We start from the raw sequence: 14,882 nt of genomic DNA on the forward strand, positions 1-14,882 counted from the left end.
CTTCTCCTACAACACCGGAAAGCTGCGGGGCTCAGAGTGCGATGGGACTGGTCAGATCTCGCTGGATACCCAGTTTCTCCCCGATGTCGACATCGTCTGCCCCGCGTGTGAAGGCTCCCGCTACGCCTGCGATGCGCATGAGATCACTCGGCCCCGCTCCGATACAGGCGGCGTGCCTGGAACCGAGGGTTCTGGTCACAGCTTCCAAGGGTCCAGTAAGTCAATGCCCGCGCGCACGCCCGTGGTTAGCCACGCGTTAAGCGAAGGGTATGCCTGATTCCGCGCGTAGCTGAGGACGTTCGTGTCGAGCAGGTACTTTACAGATCGAACTGTCTCTCGGGTTCGACGCGGCGCTCGGGCAGCTCGAACCCGATGTGTGAATCCTGATATTTCCAGAGGCGGGCGCCCCTTGGCTCCGGGCGGGCCGCCGGTGAGCCCGGGACGTTCGGGCTCGTCCTATACCATGGCTTGCGACATCACGGCCTCCCTGCTGGGGCCTGACCATGCGCGAGAGGAATCTGCGTGGCGACTTCCGACGCTGACGACACTGAGGAGCTCGATGCCGTCCCGGCTGAGGACGCCGAGCCCGGTGATGACGTCAGTGATGATGCCGGCGACGAGCCAGGGGACGAGGAACCGCACGGGCAGCGTCGGCGTCGCCGTCGTCGGGTTCTGCTCATCGCCGCCGCCTCGGTCGCCTCACTGCTGATCGTCACGCTCGTCGCCGGAGGGCTGTATGTGCGCAACCTGCAGAACACCTTCGATGACAACCGCAATATCCTCGACTTCACCCTCGATGGAGATTCCGAGGGACGTACTGAGGACGGCACGGTCAACATGCTGCTGCTGGGTTCCGACAGCCGCGGCGAAGGGCTGGACACTGCGGATAACAAGGGCGAGGACGGCGAACGCTCGGACACGATGATGTTCGTGCACATCCCCGCCGACCGCTCCGGGGTTTATGTGATGTCAATCGTGCGTGATCTCTGGGTGGACATCCCCGGGGAAGGAGAAGGGCGGATCAACACCGCCCTGGATCTGGGTGGGTACCCCCTGGTGGTCGACACTGTCGAAGAGCTCCTGGACACCCATATCGACCACATCGGCATCATCGACTTCACCGGCTTCGAAGACCTCACCACCGCCCTGGGCGGAGTGTATGTGGAGAACTCGGTCAGTTTCTCCGCAGGCCAGCACAACCCGACGTTCTACCCGGAAGGCACGATCCGGTTGCAGGGCAATGACGCGCTGCGCTATGTCCGAGAGCGCAAGTCCTTCGTCCAGGGGGACTTCATGCGCGTGCAGAACCAGCAGCGAGTGGTCAAAGCGATCATCGACCGGTTCCTCTCCGCTGACACGCTCACCAATCCCCAGCGGGTCAATGACGCGGTGGAGGGCATCGTGCCGTATCTGACCCTGGACGAAGGCCTCGACGCCTCCACCGTTGGCGGTTACGCCCTGGAGATGCGGAACCTGCGCTCGTCGGATATCCATATGTTCACCATCCCGACCGGCGATCAGATGGTCACCGGCGGCGGTGCCTATGTGCTGGAAGAGGACCGCAGCGCCACCGAAGTGCTGCGGCGTTCGCTGCGCACGGAGAACCTCGACGGCTTCCTGACCTATATGGATGCTCGCAATGAGGCTCTGGACGAGGACTCCTGGATGCGCTTCGACGAGGAGAACGGATGACCGGTGGCACCTCACCGGGGCGAGTGCAGCTGCTGACCTCCTCGTATTGGCCCGAACGCACCCCGCCGCAGCGGCGGTGGCAGCGGCTGGTGGCCGAACTGGTGGCCGAAGGCTGGCAGGTTGACGTCATCGCACCCGCGCAGAACCCGCGGCACACGCCCGAGGGTTCCGGTGGCCTCGGACGCTTCACCCTCCGGGCGGGTCCGGGGCCGGCGGGCGAGCAGATCCGGCGGGTGCCCTATGCGGTGCTGCGCGACTCGCGGCTCGGACGGTTCGCCGCCGATGTGGTCTCGGCCGCGCTGGTGGTGCCGCGCTCGCTGAGCGCCCCCCGTCCCGATGTGCTCATCGCCACCGTGCCGGCGCTGCCGTTGGCGGTGACCGGATGGGTCGCCGCCCGGTCACGTCGGGTGCCGCTGGTCCTCGATATGCGTGATGCCTGGCCGGATCTTGCCCGGGAGGCGAAGCTGAAGGCGGCCCCGGCGGTTGATGTCCTGGAGCGGGTGCTCACTACGGTGCAGCGGCGGGCAGAGCTGGTGGTCACGGTCACGGAGGGATTCGCCGCTCGGCTGCGCGCCCGGGGAGCGCGCGTGGAGACGATCAGCAACGGTGTGGACCTCGCCGAGGTGCCGCTGCTGGAACCTCGCCCCCGCCGTGCGGGAGAGCTGCACGTGCTCTACTACGGCAACCACGGAGAGAGTCAGGCGCTGCAGACGGCGATCGATGCGGTGCGCACCCTAGAGGCCGGTGGTGAGGTCTCCGTGGTGCTGCGGCTGGTGGGTTCGGGCACGCAGAAGCCGCGGCTCATCGAGCATGCTGAGGGTAGTCCTGCCGTGGAGTTCCATCCGCCGGCGCACGGGCAGGCCCTGCAGCAACACCTCGACTGGGCAGACACGATGCTGGTGAGTCTGCGCACCGATTGGCCCTCCTTCGCCTGGACGGTGCCCTCTAAGACCTTCGAGCTGATGGCCCGGGGGCGCCATATCACCGCCGCCGTCCGGGGTGAGGCTGCGGAGATCCTGCGGCAGGGGGGTCACGTCGACGTCGTCGAGGCCGCTGATGCGCCGTTATTGGCGGACCTGTGGGAACGACTGGCCCGGGATCCGCAGGCCACGCCGTCTTCGGAGACCGGGCGGCAATGGGTGGCCGAGCACGCGGATCTGCCCCGGCTGGGGCAGCGCTACTCGGCGCTGCTGCGTGAACTCATCGGCGCGCCCGAAGCGGCGTCGTCGCCGAGTGTCTGGCACCCGGTCCGTGCCGAGCACACCTGGATCTGTGTGTGCACCTATCAGCGTCCGGAACTGTTGGCGGAGCTGCTGGTGTCGCTGCGGGCCTCAGTGGGGCTTGCCGCGGACCCGGCTGCGGAGCCTGCAGCGGACCCAGGTTTCGTGCCGCGGCTGATCGTCGTCGACAACGATCCCCAGGGCGGCGCCCGCAGCGTGGTCGCTGAACGATACCCTGAGGCCATCTATGTCCACCAGCCCGAGCCCGGGATCGTGGCCGCGCGCAACGCCTCGCTGGATGCGGTGCCCGCTGAGGCTGAGGCCGTGGTCTTCCTCGACGACGACGAGCGGGTCACCCCGCAATGGCTGGCCGCACTGATCCGTGCGGCTGAGGCCTCCGGTGCTGACACCGTCTCCGGGCCGGTGGTCTCCCATCTGCCTGCGGGATCTGATCTGGCCTCCGGTGGTTTCATCCGGCGAATCGATTTTCCGGCCGGCCCCTGGTCCGGGCGTCCGGCGACGAATAATGTGCTGGTCCGGGCGCAGTGGTTCCTCGGAGAGCAGGGGCTGCGTTTCGATCCGGAGTTCAATCTCACTGGAGGTGAGGACTCAGAGCTGTTCTCCCGGATGCAGGCCGCCGGGGCACGCAGCTGGTGGGAGCCGGAAGCCGTCGTGGAGGAGGACGTACCGGCCGAGCGAGTCACTGGCGCGTGGCTGCGCCGTCGGGGGATCCGCGCAGGTCACGTCCGGGCGAAGAAGGCGCAGAAGGTCGGGCGTGGTCGTGCTTCGATCCTGGCTGAGGCTGCGGTGCGTCTGGGTGCCGGGGCTGGCCGCGCCGCCGTCGCTCGGCTGCGTGGCGGTCCGGTGCGCTATACGGACCGGATCTGGTGGCGTGAAGGCCGGGGCATGGCAGAGTACGCCCTCGGCCACCGTCTCGAAGAATACGCCCGCCACTGACCTCCCACCCCATCCACGGCACGGCACAAAAATCCGAATCCTCTGCGGAATCCGGATGCCATAGGGCACGGATTTCGCAGAGGATTCGGATAAACGTGCTTGGGTCAGGGGGTGAGGCGACGTTCCCAACGGTCAGCTTCGGAGACTGCTGAGGTGGGGGAGAGGATCATCTTCTCATCAGCACGCATCTGCGCCTGTTCCGCTGCGGCCTCAGGGTCACGCGGTTTGAGCGTGCGTCGGTAGACCCCACCGGCCAGCCGCCCCGGTCCGGTCCGGCGGAAGGACTCCCCGCGCTCAGCCGCCTCGGCCCGCAGCCGACGACGCCACCGTCCCAGCGTCGGACGCATCCGCCTCGGGTCGGGAAGCGCGCGACGGCCGAAGAAGCGCAGCGCCTCCGGGGTGCGCCAGCGCATCGTTCTCTCCTCGTCGGTGTAGAGCCCGATGATCTCGTGCAGCACGGCTTCCGCCTCGGAACACTGGGCATCGGGTACCAGGGCCAGCTGCGGCAGATACCAGGTGACCAGGAAGTGCTCCAGACGCGTATCGCGGTAGGCCTCAAGCAGTCCCTCGGCCCGCAGCCAGTCCGCGCGGGCGGCCTCGACGATCAGATACTTCCGGAAATACCGCGGACTCACCACATTGACGATGGAGGTGTCCACGGCCCCGTAGTACACGTAGGCGGGTTCAGCCACAGGCAGGTACGCCTCAGTGCGGTCCAGCAGCTGCTGGAAGAACAGGGTGTCCTGTCCCGTGGCCCCTTCCGGCTGGACCAGGCCCAGGGAACGCAACCAGTCAGTCCGTGCCACCATGCCCTCGATGCTCGCCGGGCGGAAGGAGGCCGCGGCCAGGGTGTTCCGGTCTGGGCGCAGCAGTCTCCCGTCGGCGGTGGACGCCGGAGTCAGCCAGCTGTGCACGTCGAGATGACGACGGCGATCGCTCCAGGTGTACTGCGTGCCCAAGGCGAACTGCGCCTCAGGTTCTCCACGCAGCAGGTCCGCCATAGTGGTGTAGGCATCGCCGTACTGTTCATCATCGGGATCCAGGTAGGTGACGAACTCCGTGGCGGCGATCTCCAGCCCGAGGTTCCGGGGCCGGGAGGCTGAGCCTGAGCCGCCCACGGGGTGGCGGAAAGCGGTCACATTCGGGTACCGCGCGGCGAGCTCCTCGAGGATCGAGGCGGTGATCCCATCGGTGGAGCCGTCGTCGATCAGCAGCACCTGCATCCTGGAGAAGCCGGGGCTGCGGCGCAGCGAGGCGAAGGCCTTATGCCGCAGATGCCCGCCGTTGTTGAAGACCGGCACCACGACGGAGACCTCCAGCCCGAGCCGCTGCGCCGTCTGCCGTGCGGCCTCGGCCGCGTGGTTCGGCTCGGTATGCACTCGTGGTGGTCCCGGTTCCGGCTGGATCGGAGTGTGGTTGAGGTGATCGCCGAGGAACACGCGGCGGCCCACTGCTTCAGCGTGCAGTCCCTCGGCTGACGGGCGTGAGGTGGACAGGGTGCTCGGCTTCCAGAAGGCGGTCAGTGAGAGGTCCAAGCCTTCAAGACCCTGACGGTGGCGCAGCGCCAGGGAGTCAGTGGAGGCGGCGTCGCCGTCGAGCTTCACGCTGATCGGCGAAGACTGCAGCCGGAAGGCTGCTACATGATCGGCCGTGTAGTCGGCTCCGTATCGCCGTTCAGGGGTGACCGGCATCAGGATCTCGGCCTCCGGGGCTCCGGCGCTGACCAGCTGATCCCAGGTCACCAAGGTGGTCTGTTCGTGCGTCTGCGCCGCGATGTCCGCGGCAAGCTCCTCGGTGATCTCCGCGGTGACGGCGAGGACGCGCTCCTGCGGCAGCTCCACGGGGACACCTGCCACCTCAGCCAGATGGGCGAGTAAGTCCACGCCGTGATTCTGCCGGAACACCTGCCGGATTCCGTCGGATTGTATGCGCCGCAGCATCTCAAGCCCTTCGGCTCCGTCGTCGAGATACTGCAGCATCGCGGCAACATTCTCAGCAGAGTTCGCGATGTGGACCTGAGGATAATAGGAGTTGATCCCCTGGTTATAGGTAGAGAGCACGGCAGTGCCAGATGCCTGCAGTTCCAACGCCCGGTTGGCGAACATTGTCTGGGAATCGGGGACGGAATTCAGGTTCACCGCGACGTCGACGACTCGCTGCAGCCCCATCAGTGCGGTGTGGTCCACGGCGGGGGCCCGGTAGCCCCAGTAGTCGTAGGGGACCAGCTGGTTCGGGCTCGGGTGCTCAGCCTCATAGTAGCGATCGATGATGACGGGGGAGCGACGGGCGGCGAGCGTGCCGTCGAGGATCCACCGGGCATATTCAGCGCGCAGCGGATACTTCTTTCCCATCCATGAGCCGGCAAAGAGCACGGCCTGCGTGGCCGCCGGGCGAGACCCGAGAGGCGAGTGCAGCAGAGGGTTCACCGCGAAGGGCAGCACGCCGACGCTGTGTGCTTCCGGGCAGTCCCGGTGGTACCAGTCGACGGCTTCGACCGCTGTGGTGAGGATATGCTCGCAGGCCCGGGCTACGGCGAGGAACTTCCGGTAGTCCGGGGGGTCCTCCTTGCCGTAGTAGACCGTCGGTATCCCGGCCTGGCGATAGGCGGGGATCAGGGTCTCGATGAGCAGCTGCCGGCGTGAGGCGGCATCGTCGGCGGTGGTGTCCCAGCTGTGGCCGTCGTGCCCCCGCCAGGTGGCGGCCACCAGGAGGAGATCGACGTCGTCGAGGTGGTCCTGCCAGTTCTGCGGTGTCAACGGGACCAACTCGGCGAGCCCGGTGAAGGTGTCGAAGAGGAAGCGGTCGCAGATGATGCCGATCCGCAGGTCCAGCCGCGGGCGTGAGATCCCCATCTCACCGGGGGGCAGCGTGGCGGCGGTACGCTGCAGTGCGGCAACTTCCTGGGGTGCGGAGACGGCGGCATGCGGTGCTTCCGGTGAGCCGACGCTCCGCAGGTGGGCGGCACGGTCGCGGTGGGCGGCGGCCAGGGTCTCCCAGTGCTGCCGGCGGTGGGTCTTCGTCTCCAGGAGGTGGGCGGCGGCCTCGTGGGCACGGGCGGTCGCAGCGGCGGCCTCGTGGGCGCGGGGGTCCTCGGTCGCGGGCATCTGCACGGGGATTTCGGAGCGGCTCACGACGTCGAGCGTATCCCCGCCCGAGCTGTGCTGTGTATCGGGGCGCGCTGGATGGGCGGGCTTTTGGAGGAGCGAGCGGGCCCTTGCTAGACTCACTTCTCGTCGCACATCGGTCACGGCCTTGTGGCCGACCGGTGGAGGTGACGAGCGGGGATGTAGCTTAATGGTAAAGCTTCGGTCTTCCAAACCGACGACGCGGGTTCGATTCCCGTCATCCCCTCCGAACATGTCATCCATGACCGATGACGGCTGCGAGGTGACTATGACCGATGATCCCCAGCGTCTCCGTGTGTTCTTCGTCGTCCAGCCGACGGCCGCCCATTATCGGGAACCGCTGCTGAGATGCCTGCTGGCCTCCGACCATCTGGACATCGACCTCCACGGCCGTGTCACCAATACCGAGGTGCCCTCATCGGAGGAGATCCATTCTGCCTCGCAGGATGTGCTCAGCCAGGTCACGCCCATCGATTTTCGAACTGCCGGAGAGTTCTGGTGGGAACGCGGTCAAGTCTCGGCGATCTGGCGCGGCACACACGATGTCTACGTCCTGGCCGGACGCATCTACACCCTCTCGGCGTGGGTCGCCACGCTGGTGGGGAGGCTCCGAGGCCGCACCGTCCTGTTGTGGGGTCACGGCTGGAAGCGCCCGGAACAGGGCATCAAGCGCCTGCTCAGGCTCGCCCTCTACGCCCTCTGCGACGGGCTGCTCGTCTACGGTGACCGCGCGGTGGCCCTGGGCGTGAGCTACGGGGTGCCCGAGGATAAATTCGCCGTGGTCTACAACAGCATCTACTCCGAGGCCCAGATCGGCGACGTCCGGGCGTCCCGGGCACCTGACGATGCGGACCCGAGCCGCAGTACCGTCCTCTACAGCGCCCGGCTGACCGCCCGGCACCGCCTCGACACTCTGGCTGAGGCTCTGGCCCAGATGACGCAGCCGCCGCGGGCGGTGATCATCGGCGACGGGGCTGAGCGGGAGCGTCTCGAAAGGCGCTTCGCCGAGCTCGACGTCGACGCCGAGTTCCTCGGACCGGTGTATGACCAGTACCGACTGCGTGAGCTCTATGCCCAGGCCTATGCCGCGCTGTCCATCGGCGGGGCCGGCCTCAACGTCACCCAGGCGATGAGCTTCGCCGTGCCGGTGATCGCCGAGGCCGACCACCCGGACTCCAGCCCGGAGATCGAGGCCGTGGAAGAAGGTGTCTCCGGCCGGTACTTCGCCCACGGTGACCCTGCCTCGCTGGCCCGCGTCCTCACCCGGACTCTCGCCGATCCGGCGGAACTCAGGCGCCTGGGCCAGCGCGGGCTGCAGATCGTCCGGGCGCGCTACACCGCCGAACGGCATGCCGAGGCGATCGAAACCTCCATCCTCCGGCTGGCCGAGCGGGCCCGCATCCGCCGGGCTCGCACATCCCGGCGCAGACCCGCCCGGTGGGATGAGCCGACACCTCGGTGATCAACGGGTCTGAGTGATCATCGTGCGTCGGTGATCATCGAGTGGGCCTGCGCCTTCATCTGATCGAACTCGGCGTCGATCTCCGGGTTCGGCCGGTAAGTGGCCTTGGAGACTACGAAAGCGACCAGCAGGTTCAGCGCGAAGCCCGGCACGATCTCATAGAGCTCACCGGCCAGCGAGTCGATATTGCCCCAGACGGCCACAGTCACCGCCCCGGTGACCAGCCCGGAGATCGCCCCGGGCATCGTCAGTCCCCGCCAGTACAGGCTCAGCAGCACGATCGGTCCGAACGAGGCCCCGAAACCGGCCCACGCGAAACCGACCAGCTCCAGGATCGTCGACTCATTGTCCAAAGCCAGCAGCCCGGCGACGAGCGAGACCACCAGCACTGCCGCGCGGCCCAGCACCAGCTCCTGCCTGCGGTTCCTGCTGCTCCTGAATACCCGGAAGATGTCCTCGACCAGGGCGGAGGAGGAGACGACCAGCTGTGAGGAGACGGTGGACATGATGGCCGCCAGCACCGCCGAGAGCAGCAGAGCCGCGATGAAGGAGGGGAACATCGCCTGGGACAGCGCCAGGAAGGCGTGCTCCGGGTTCTCCAGACCGCCGTCATCGGCGAAGTAGGGGATCGCCACCAATCCGGTGAACACGGCCCCGAGGCAGGAGATTCCCATCCACCCGATGCCGATACGGCGCGCGGCCTTGGCATCGGCGGCAGTGCGCAGCGCCATGAACCGGACGATGATGTGCGGCTGGCCGAAGTACCCCAGCCCCCAGGCGGCCGCCGAGATCACGCCCAGGGCGGTACCGCCGGTGAGGATGTTCAGCCGGTCGATGCCCTCGGCGGCGTCCAGTGTGGAGATCTGCGTGGTCATCTCCTCGAAGCCGCCGACGACGGTCACCGCGATGATCGGCACGATCAGCAGACCCAAGAACATCATCGTTCCCTGGACCACATCGGTCAGCGAGGCCCCGAGGAAGCCGCCGATCAGCGTGTAGAGCACGGTCACCCCGGCGACGATGAGCATCCCTGAGGTGTAGTCCAGCCCGAAGGCCAGGCGGAAGAACTCGCCGCCGGCCACCAGCCCGGAGGAGACGTAGAAGGTGAAGAACCCGAGGATGACCACACCGGCGGTCAGCCGCAGGGCATGGTTGGTGGTCTTGAACCGGGCCTCGAAGAAGCTGGGGATGGTGATCGAGTTGTTCGCCACCTCGGTGTAGGCCCGCAGCCGGGGTGCGACGAACTTCCAGTTCAGCCAGGCACCGACGGTCAGGCCGATGGCGATCCACGCTTCGATGAGCCCGGAGGCGTAGATGGCCCCGGGCAGGCCCATCATCAGCCAGCCGGACATATCGGACGCACCGGCGGACAATGCGGCCGTGGTCGGCGTGAGCTGGCGCCCGGCCAGCATGTAGTCCTCGGTGTCGTTGGTCCGCCGGTAGGCGTAGTAGCCGATGGCCAGCATGGCGGCGAAATAGAGACAGACGGCGATCAGCTGCACCGTCGGATCAGCATAAGTGGTCATTCGGCTGAGTATGTCATCGGTACCGCACGTGCCGGGAATCGTGCCCGAGGCAGTTCAGTCCCGCTCCGGCAGGATCATGTTCGTCATCCGCACCGTGGAGAGGCGCCGGTCCTGCTCATCGCGCATCACGATCTCGTGGCAGGTCAACGTCCTGCCCAGAGTGATCGGCGTGCAGGTGCCGGTGACCAGTCCTTCAGTGATCGAGCGGTGGTGCGTCGCCCCGATCTCGGTGCCGACCACCGCACGCTGCCAGCCCAAGGTCAGCCGCACATGGAGCACCGCTGACAGAGAGCCGAGGGACTCGGCCATCACCAGGTGCGCCCCACCGTGCAGCAGACCCACATTCTGTTCGTTGCCGGCGACGGGCATCGTGGCCACCACCCGATCCGGGGTGAACTCCACGAAGCGCATGCCCATCCGTACCGACAACGGCGCGATGCCGTAGGGCCCGCTGTGCTCCCACAGCTCTTCCGGGACTCCGGCGGCGCGGAGCAGGGCTTCACGCTGTGCCGTCGAGGGCTGCGGGGTCGGAGCGGAGGGACGGGTGCGTGCGATGAAATCTTCGATCATGCCCACTAGAGTGACACCGTGAGTCAGACAAGTGAAGCGCGCCCCACATCCATCGACCGGTTGCTGGTCATCGACGGACATTCGATGGCTTTCCGGGCGTTCTACGCCCTGCCTGTGGAGAGCTTCGTCACTGACACCGGCCAGCACACCAACGCCGTGCACGGTTTCACGAACATGCTGCTCAAGCTCATCCGGGAGGAGCGTCCGAGCCACGTCGTCCTCGCCTTTGACCTCGACACCCCCACCTTCCGGCACGAGTCCTACGACGAGTACAAGGGCGGACGGGCGAAGACGCCCGAGGAGTTCCACGGACAGATCGACCTGATCAAGCAGGTCGCCGAGGCCATGCGCATCCCAGCGGTCACGGTCGAAGGCTACGAGGCCGATGACATCGTCGCCACCTATGCCGCTCGGGCGGAGGAGGCCGGCTGGCAGACGCTGATGGTCTCCGGGGACAAGGACACCTTCCAACTGGTCACCGAGCAGACCTCACTGCTCTACCCCACCTCGGGCATCACCAAACTGCCCATCATGGACCCGGCGGCCGTGGAAGAGAAGTTCCTCGTCCCGCCGGGGCAGTACCCGGACCTGGCCGCGCTGGTCGGCGAATCGGCGGACAACCTGCCCGGTGTGCCGAAGGTCGGGCCGAAGACCGCCGCGAAATGGCTGGCCCAGTACGGCTCCACCCGCGGCATCATCGACCACGCTGATCAGATCGGCGGCAAAGTGGGGGAGAACCTGCGGGCTTCGCTGTCCGACGTCGAGCGCAACCTCGAGCTCAACCGGCTGGTCCGTGACCTCGAGCTGCCCGTGGCGCTGGAGGACACCGTATTAGGCACACCGGACCGTGAGCTGCTGGATCCGCTGTTCGACGCCCTGCAGTTCGGTCAGATCCGCGACAGGCTCTACGACATCTTCGCCGAACGGTTTCCCGACTCCGTGGCGAAGCAAGAGCCTACTCACCAGCTGCCCGAGATCCGCCTCGCCGAATCGGCGGAGGACCTCGTCGGACTCGCTGAGGGGCCGCTGGGTGTCGCCCTCTGCCTGGACCGCAGCTGGGAGCACCTCTCGACGAAGGCCAAGCGCGACGAGGCCGCCCGCTGGTCCGAGGCGCTGGCCGTTCTGCTGGCTCCGGCGCCGCAGGGCGAGGAAGAGTCCGGCGCAGTGGTCGCGGTCTCCCTGACCACTGCGGACCAGCAGCTGGACTCAGCCCTGGCGGATCTGCTGGCCGATGAAGACGTCCCGAAGCTCATCCACGATCTCAAGGACGCCGGCCGGCGGTTGTCCTGGCGGGGCCTCAGCCTGCGCGGTGCCGTCGACGACTCGCTGATCTCCGGGTACCTGATCCAACCCGACCGCAGGAACTACACCTTCGAGGAGCTGGTCACCCAGCACCTGCGCCGCTCGAGCGATCCGGCGGACTACCTCGGCGGTGAACAGGACGACGCCGACGCCGAACCCGCCCCGGACCTGTTCAGCTCACAGGACGTGCTCGACGGCGTCTCTCGCCAGATGCTTCAGACCGCCGCGCTGCGGGCACATCTGATGCACCCGCTCTCTGAGGCGTTGGACTCCGAACTCCAAGCCCGGCACGTCGCCGAGCTGCTGCGCGGCCTGGAGATCCCCCTGGCCGAAGTGCTGCTGGACATGGAGCTCACCGGGATCGCGGTCAGCCGTGAGCGGCTGGAATCCCTCGACGCCGACTTCGAGGCCGCCATCGACCGCGCCGCCGAAGGAGCCTACTCGGCCATCGGCCACGAGGTGAACCTCAGTTCCCCGAAACAGCTGCAGACGGTGCTCTTCGAAGAGCTGGGGCTGCCGCCGACGCGGAAGACCAAGACCGGCTACTCCACCGACGTGGAATCCCTGCGCGAACTCCACGCCCGCACTGAGCACCCGTTCCTGGATCATCTGATGGCCCACCGCGACGCCACGAAGCTGCGGCAGACCGTGACCGGGCTGATGGAGACCATCGGCGATGACGGCCGGATCCACACCACCTACGCCCAGACCGTGGCCGCCACCGGCCGCCTCTCCTCGCTGAACCCGAACCTGCAGAACATCCCGGTGCGCACCGCCGAGGGCCGACGGATCCGTGACGCCTTCGTCGTCGGCGAGGGCTGGGAGATGCTGCTGACCGCCGACTACTCGCAGATCGAGATGCGCATCATGGCCCACCTCTCCGGAGATGAGGCGCTGATCAGCGCGTTCGAGGAGGGCGAGGACCTGCACAGCTTCGTCGGCTCCCGGGTCTTCGGCGTCTCCACCGATGAGGTCTCCGCCGAGATGCGCGCGAAGGTCAAGGCGATGAGCTACGGCCTGGCCTACGGGCTCTCCAGCTTCGGGCTCTCCAAACAGCTCGACATCGGCGTCGACGAGGCCCGCGAGCTGATGAGCGAGTACTTCGAGCGTTTCGGCGCCGTACGTGACTACCTGCGCGACGTCGTCGAGCAGGCCCGCGCGGACGGCTACACCTCCACGATCTGGGGACGCCGTCGTTACCTTCCGGACCTGACCAGCGACAACCGTCAGCTGCGTCAGATGGCCGAACGCGCTGCGCTCAACGCCCCCATCCAGGGCTCGGCGGCGGACATCATCAAACGCGCCATGCTCGACGTCGACGTCGCGCTCACCGAGCAGGGGCTCACCTCCCGGATGCTGCTGCAGGTCCACGATGAGCTGATCCTCGAGGTCGCACCCGGTGAGCGTCAGGCGGTGGAGGCGCTGCTGGTCGAGCGGATGTCCGGGGCGGCGGAACTCTCCGTACCGTTGGACGTCAACGTCGGGGTCGGCACCTCCTGGCACGAGGCGGCGCACTGATGGGCCGCGCACCGCAGATCGCACCGCTGGCCGCCGGACTGCGTTCGGCCTCGTTCCCAGCGGGGCTCGATGCCGAGGGCCGGGCGGATCGGCGCTCTGCCGCGTTCACCCGCGCAGTCGAGCAGGGATTCTACGAGCCGTGGGCTGACGGCGAGGTGCTGAACCGGGCGGTGCCCAGCTTCGCCGCCGACGGTCAGCGGCTGGCCGGTGTCTACCCGGAGCCGGGGAGCGTGCCACCGGAGATCGGGTTCACCGAAGAGCACCCGGTGGGCACCTTCATCGACTACGACAAGACCCTCAACGCCGGGAGCCTGCTGCCGGCACGGCTGATCACCGGAGTGACGGTCAACCCCGGGTACCGTCGCCGGGGCGTGCTGAAGCACCTGATGACGGACGCGCTGGCCCGCGCCGTCCGGGACGGGATGCCGATGGCTGCGCTGACCGCTTCGGAGGGCGCCATCTACGGGCGCTTCGGCTTCGGCGTCGCCGTGCGGGAAGCCTCGATCCGCCTGGACCTCGCTGGTGCCCGCAGTACCGGGGCGGCGCTGCGCAGCGCACCGATCGGCCGGGTCCTGCCAGCCGATCCGACCCGGCTGGGCCCGGTCATCGAGACGATCGCCGCCGCCGATCACGCCGTGACGCGCGGCTCGGTGGAACGGCAGGACATCGTCCGGGAACTGGCCACCGGGCGTATGACCAGCTTCAACGACACCTCCTGGAACCGGGCACGCCGGGCGGCGGTGCACGTGCGTGAGGACGGGTCGATCGGTGGGTACGTGTGCTACCAGCACATGGGGTGGGAGACCGAACCGAGCACCGTGCGTGTGGTCGATCTGGCCGCAGCGGAGGAGACCAGTCGTCTCGAACTGTGGCGCTTCCTGACCTCGCTCGACGTCGTCGACCGTGTGACGATGCGGACCGCACCGGTGGAGGACCCGCTCTATCACGCCCTGGTCGACACCCGTGCCTATGAGGTCACTGCGGTCCGCGACATGCTGTGGCTGCGGATCCTCGACGTCCCCGCCGCGCTCGCGGCCCGTCCATGGTCGGGGGAGGGCGAGTTCCTGCTGGAGCTGCAGGACGGTCTCGGCATCATCGACGGGACGTATCGGGTCACGGTGCGCTCCGGCGCCGCGGAGGTCACCGCTCATCACGACGGCGGTGCGGCCCGGGAGCTGCCGGTGCTGCGCACTGATGCGGAGACCCTGGCGGCGCTGTACCTCGGTGACGCCACGCTGGCCTCGATGCACGCCGCCGGGCGCGTGCACGTCGATGCCGCGGCAGATGTCCCCGCCGTCGCCGCTCTGCTGGATTTGGCTGACCGGCCGTACTGCGCGACGCACTTCTGAGGAACACCCGGCACGTTCGTCCCAGAGCTACGCCCCAGTGCTTCCTCCCACAAGGTCCGCCACACGAGGTTTGTCCCAGATTGCGCGGCAGTATAGACTGACCGGGCGCGTTCTGCGCACAGAGTCGATCTCGACGTCTGACATCATCCTCTGCAGGATCC

At 67.4% G+C, this 14,882-nt stretch carries 8 protein-coding genes and 1 tRNA gene; 6 read left to right on the forward strand and 3 right to left on the reverse strand.

The annotated features are described in order from the left end of the window. Positions 1-522: 522 nt before the first annotated feature. Together RIL96_RS03145 and RIL96_RS03150 are read left to right on the forward strand one after the other, a co-directional pair. Positions 523-1,692 (forward strand): LCP family protein, encoded by a 1,170-nt coding sequence (locus RIL96_RS03145; RefSeq protein WP_310547547.1) that lies wholly within the window; start codon positions 523-525, stop codon positions 1,690-1,692. Next, on the forward strand, positions 1,689-3,869 hold the full coding sequence (locus RIL96_RS03150) for a glycosyltransferase (protein ID WP_310547548.1): 2,181 nt from the start codon (positions 1,689-1,691) through the stop codon (positions 3,867-3,869). The genes RIL96_RS03145 and RIL96_RS03150 overlap by 4 nt, the downstream gene beginning before the upstream one ends. 104 nt (positions 3,870-3,973) lie before the next feature. On the opposite strand, the gene RIL96_RS03155 is transcribed toward RIL96_RS03150, so the two are convergent. Continuing rightward, a complete protein-coding gene (locus RIL96_RS03155) occupies positions 3,974-7,000 on the reverse strand; it encodes a glycosyltransferase (protein WP_310547549.1) in 3,027 nt (1,008 codons plus the stop codon). A 149-nt stretch (positions 7,001-7,149) separates the two neighbouring features. Between RIL96_RS03155 and RIL96_RS03160 the strand changes: the two genes are divergently transcribed. Then, positions 7,150-7,220: transfer RNA gene (locus RIL96_RS03160), tRNA-Gly, on the forward strand. A gap of 6 nt (positions 7,221-7,226) precedes the next feature. After that, a complete protein-coding gene (locus RIL96_RS03165) occupies positions 7,227-8,456 on the forward strand; it encodes a glycosyltransferase family 4 protein (protein WP_310547550.1) in 1,230 nt (409 codons plus the stop codon). A gap of 17 nt (positions 8,457-8,473) precedes the next feature. Here RIL96_RS03165 and putP read toward each other — a convergent pair whose 3' ends face one another. Next, complete coding sequence (putP, locus tag RIL96_RS03170; protein WP_310547551.1) at positions 8,474-9,982, reverse strand: sodium/proline symporter PutP; 1,509 nt, start codon at positions 9,980-9,982, stop codon at positions 8,474-8,476. Positions 9,983-10,036: 54 nt separating this feature from the next. Then, on the reverse strand, positions 10,037-10,552 hold the full coding sequence (locus tag RIL96_RS03175; protein ID WP_310547552.1) for a hotdog fold thioesterase: 516 nt from the start codon (positions 10,550-10,552) through the stop codon (positions 10,037-10,039). An 84-nt stretch (positions 10,553-10,636) separates the two neighbouring features. Here RIL96_RS03175 and polA point away from each other — a divergent pair, with 84 nt between their 5' ends. Both polA and RIL96_RS03185 read left to right on the forward strand, forming a co-directional pair. Beyond that, the gene (gene polA / locus RIL96_RS03180; RefSeq protein WP_374761841.1) at positions 10,637-13,372 is read left to right on the forward strand and encodes a DNA polymerase I; all 2,736 of its coding nucleotides are present in this window, start codon (positions 10,637-10,639) and stop codon (positions 13,370-13,372) included. Beyond that, entirely contained in the window at positions 13,372-14,721 is a 1,350-nt protein-coding gene (locus RIL96_RS03185; RefSeq protein ID WP_310547554.1) for a GNAT family N-acetyltransferase, read from the forward strand. Before polA ends, RIL96_RS03185 begins: the two co-directional genes overlap by 1 nt. Positions 14,722-14,882: the final 161 nt, after the last annotated feature.

It is taken from the genome of Nesterenkonia aerolata (assembly GCF_031470965.1).
Classification (GTDB): domain Bacteria; phylum Actinomycetota; class Actinomycetes; order Actinomycetales; family Micrococcaceae; genus Nesterenkonia; species Nesterenkonia aerolata.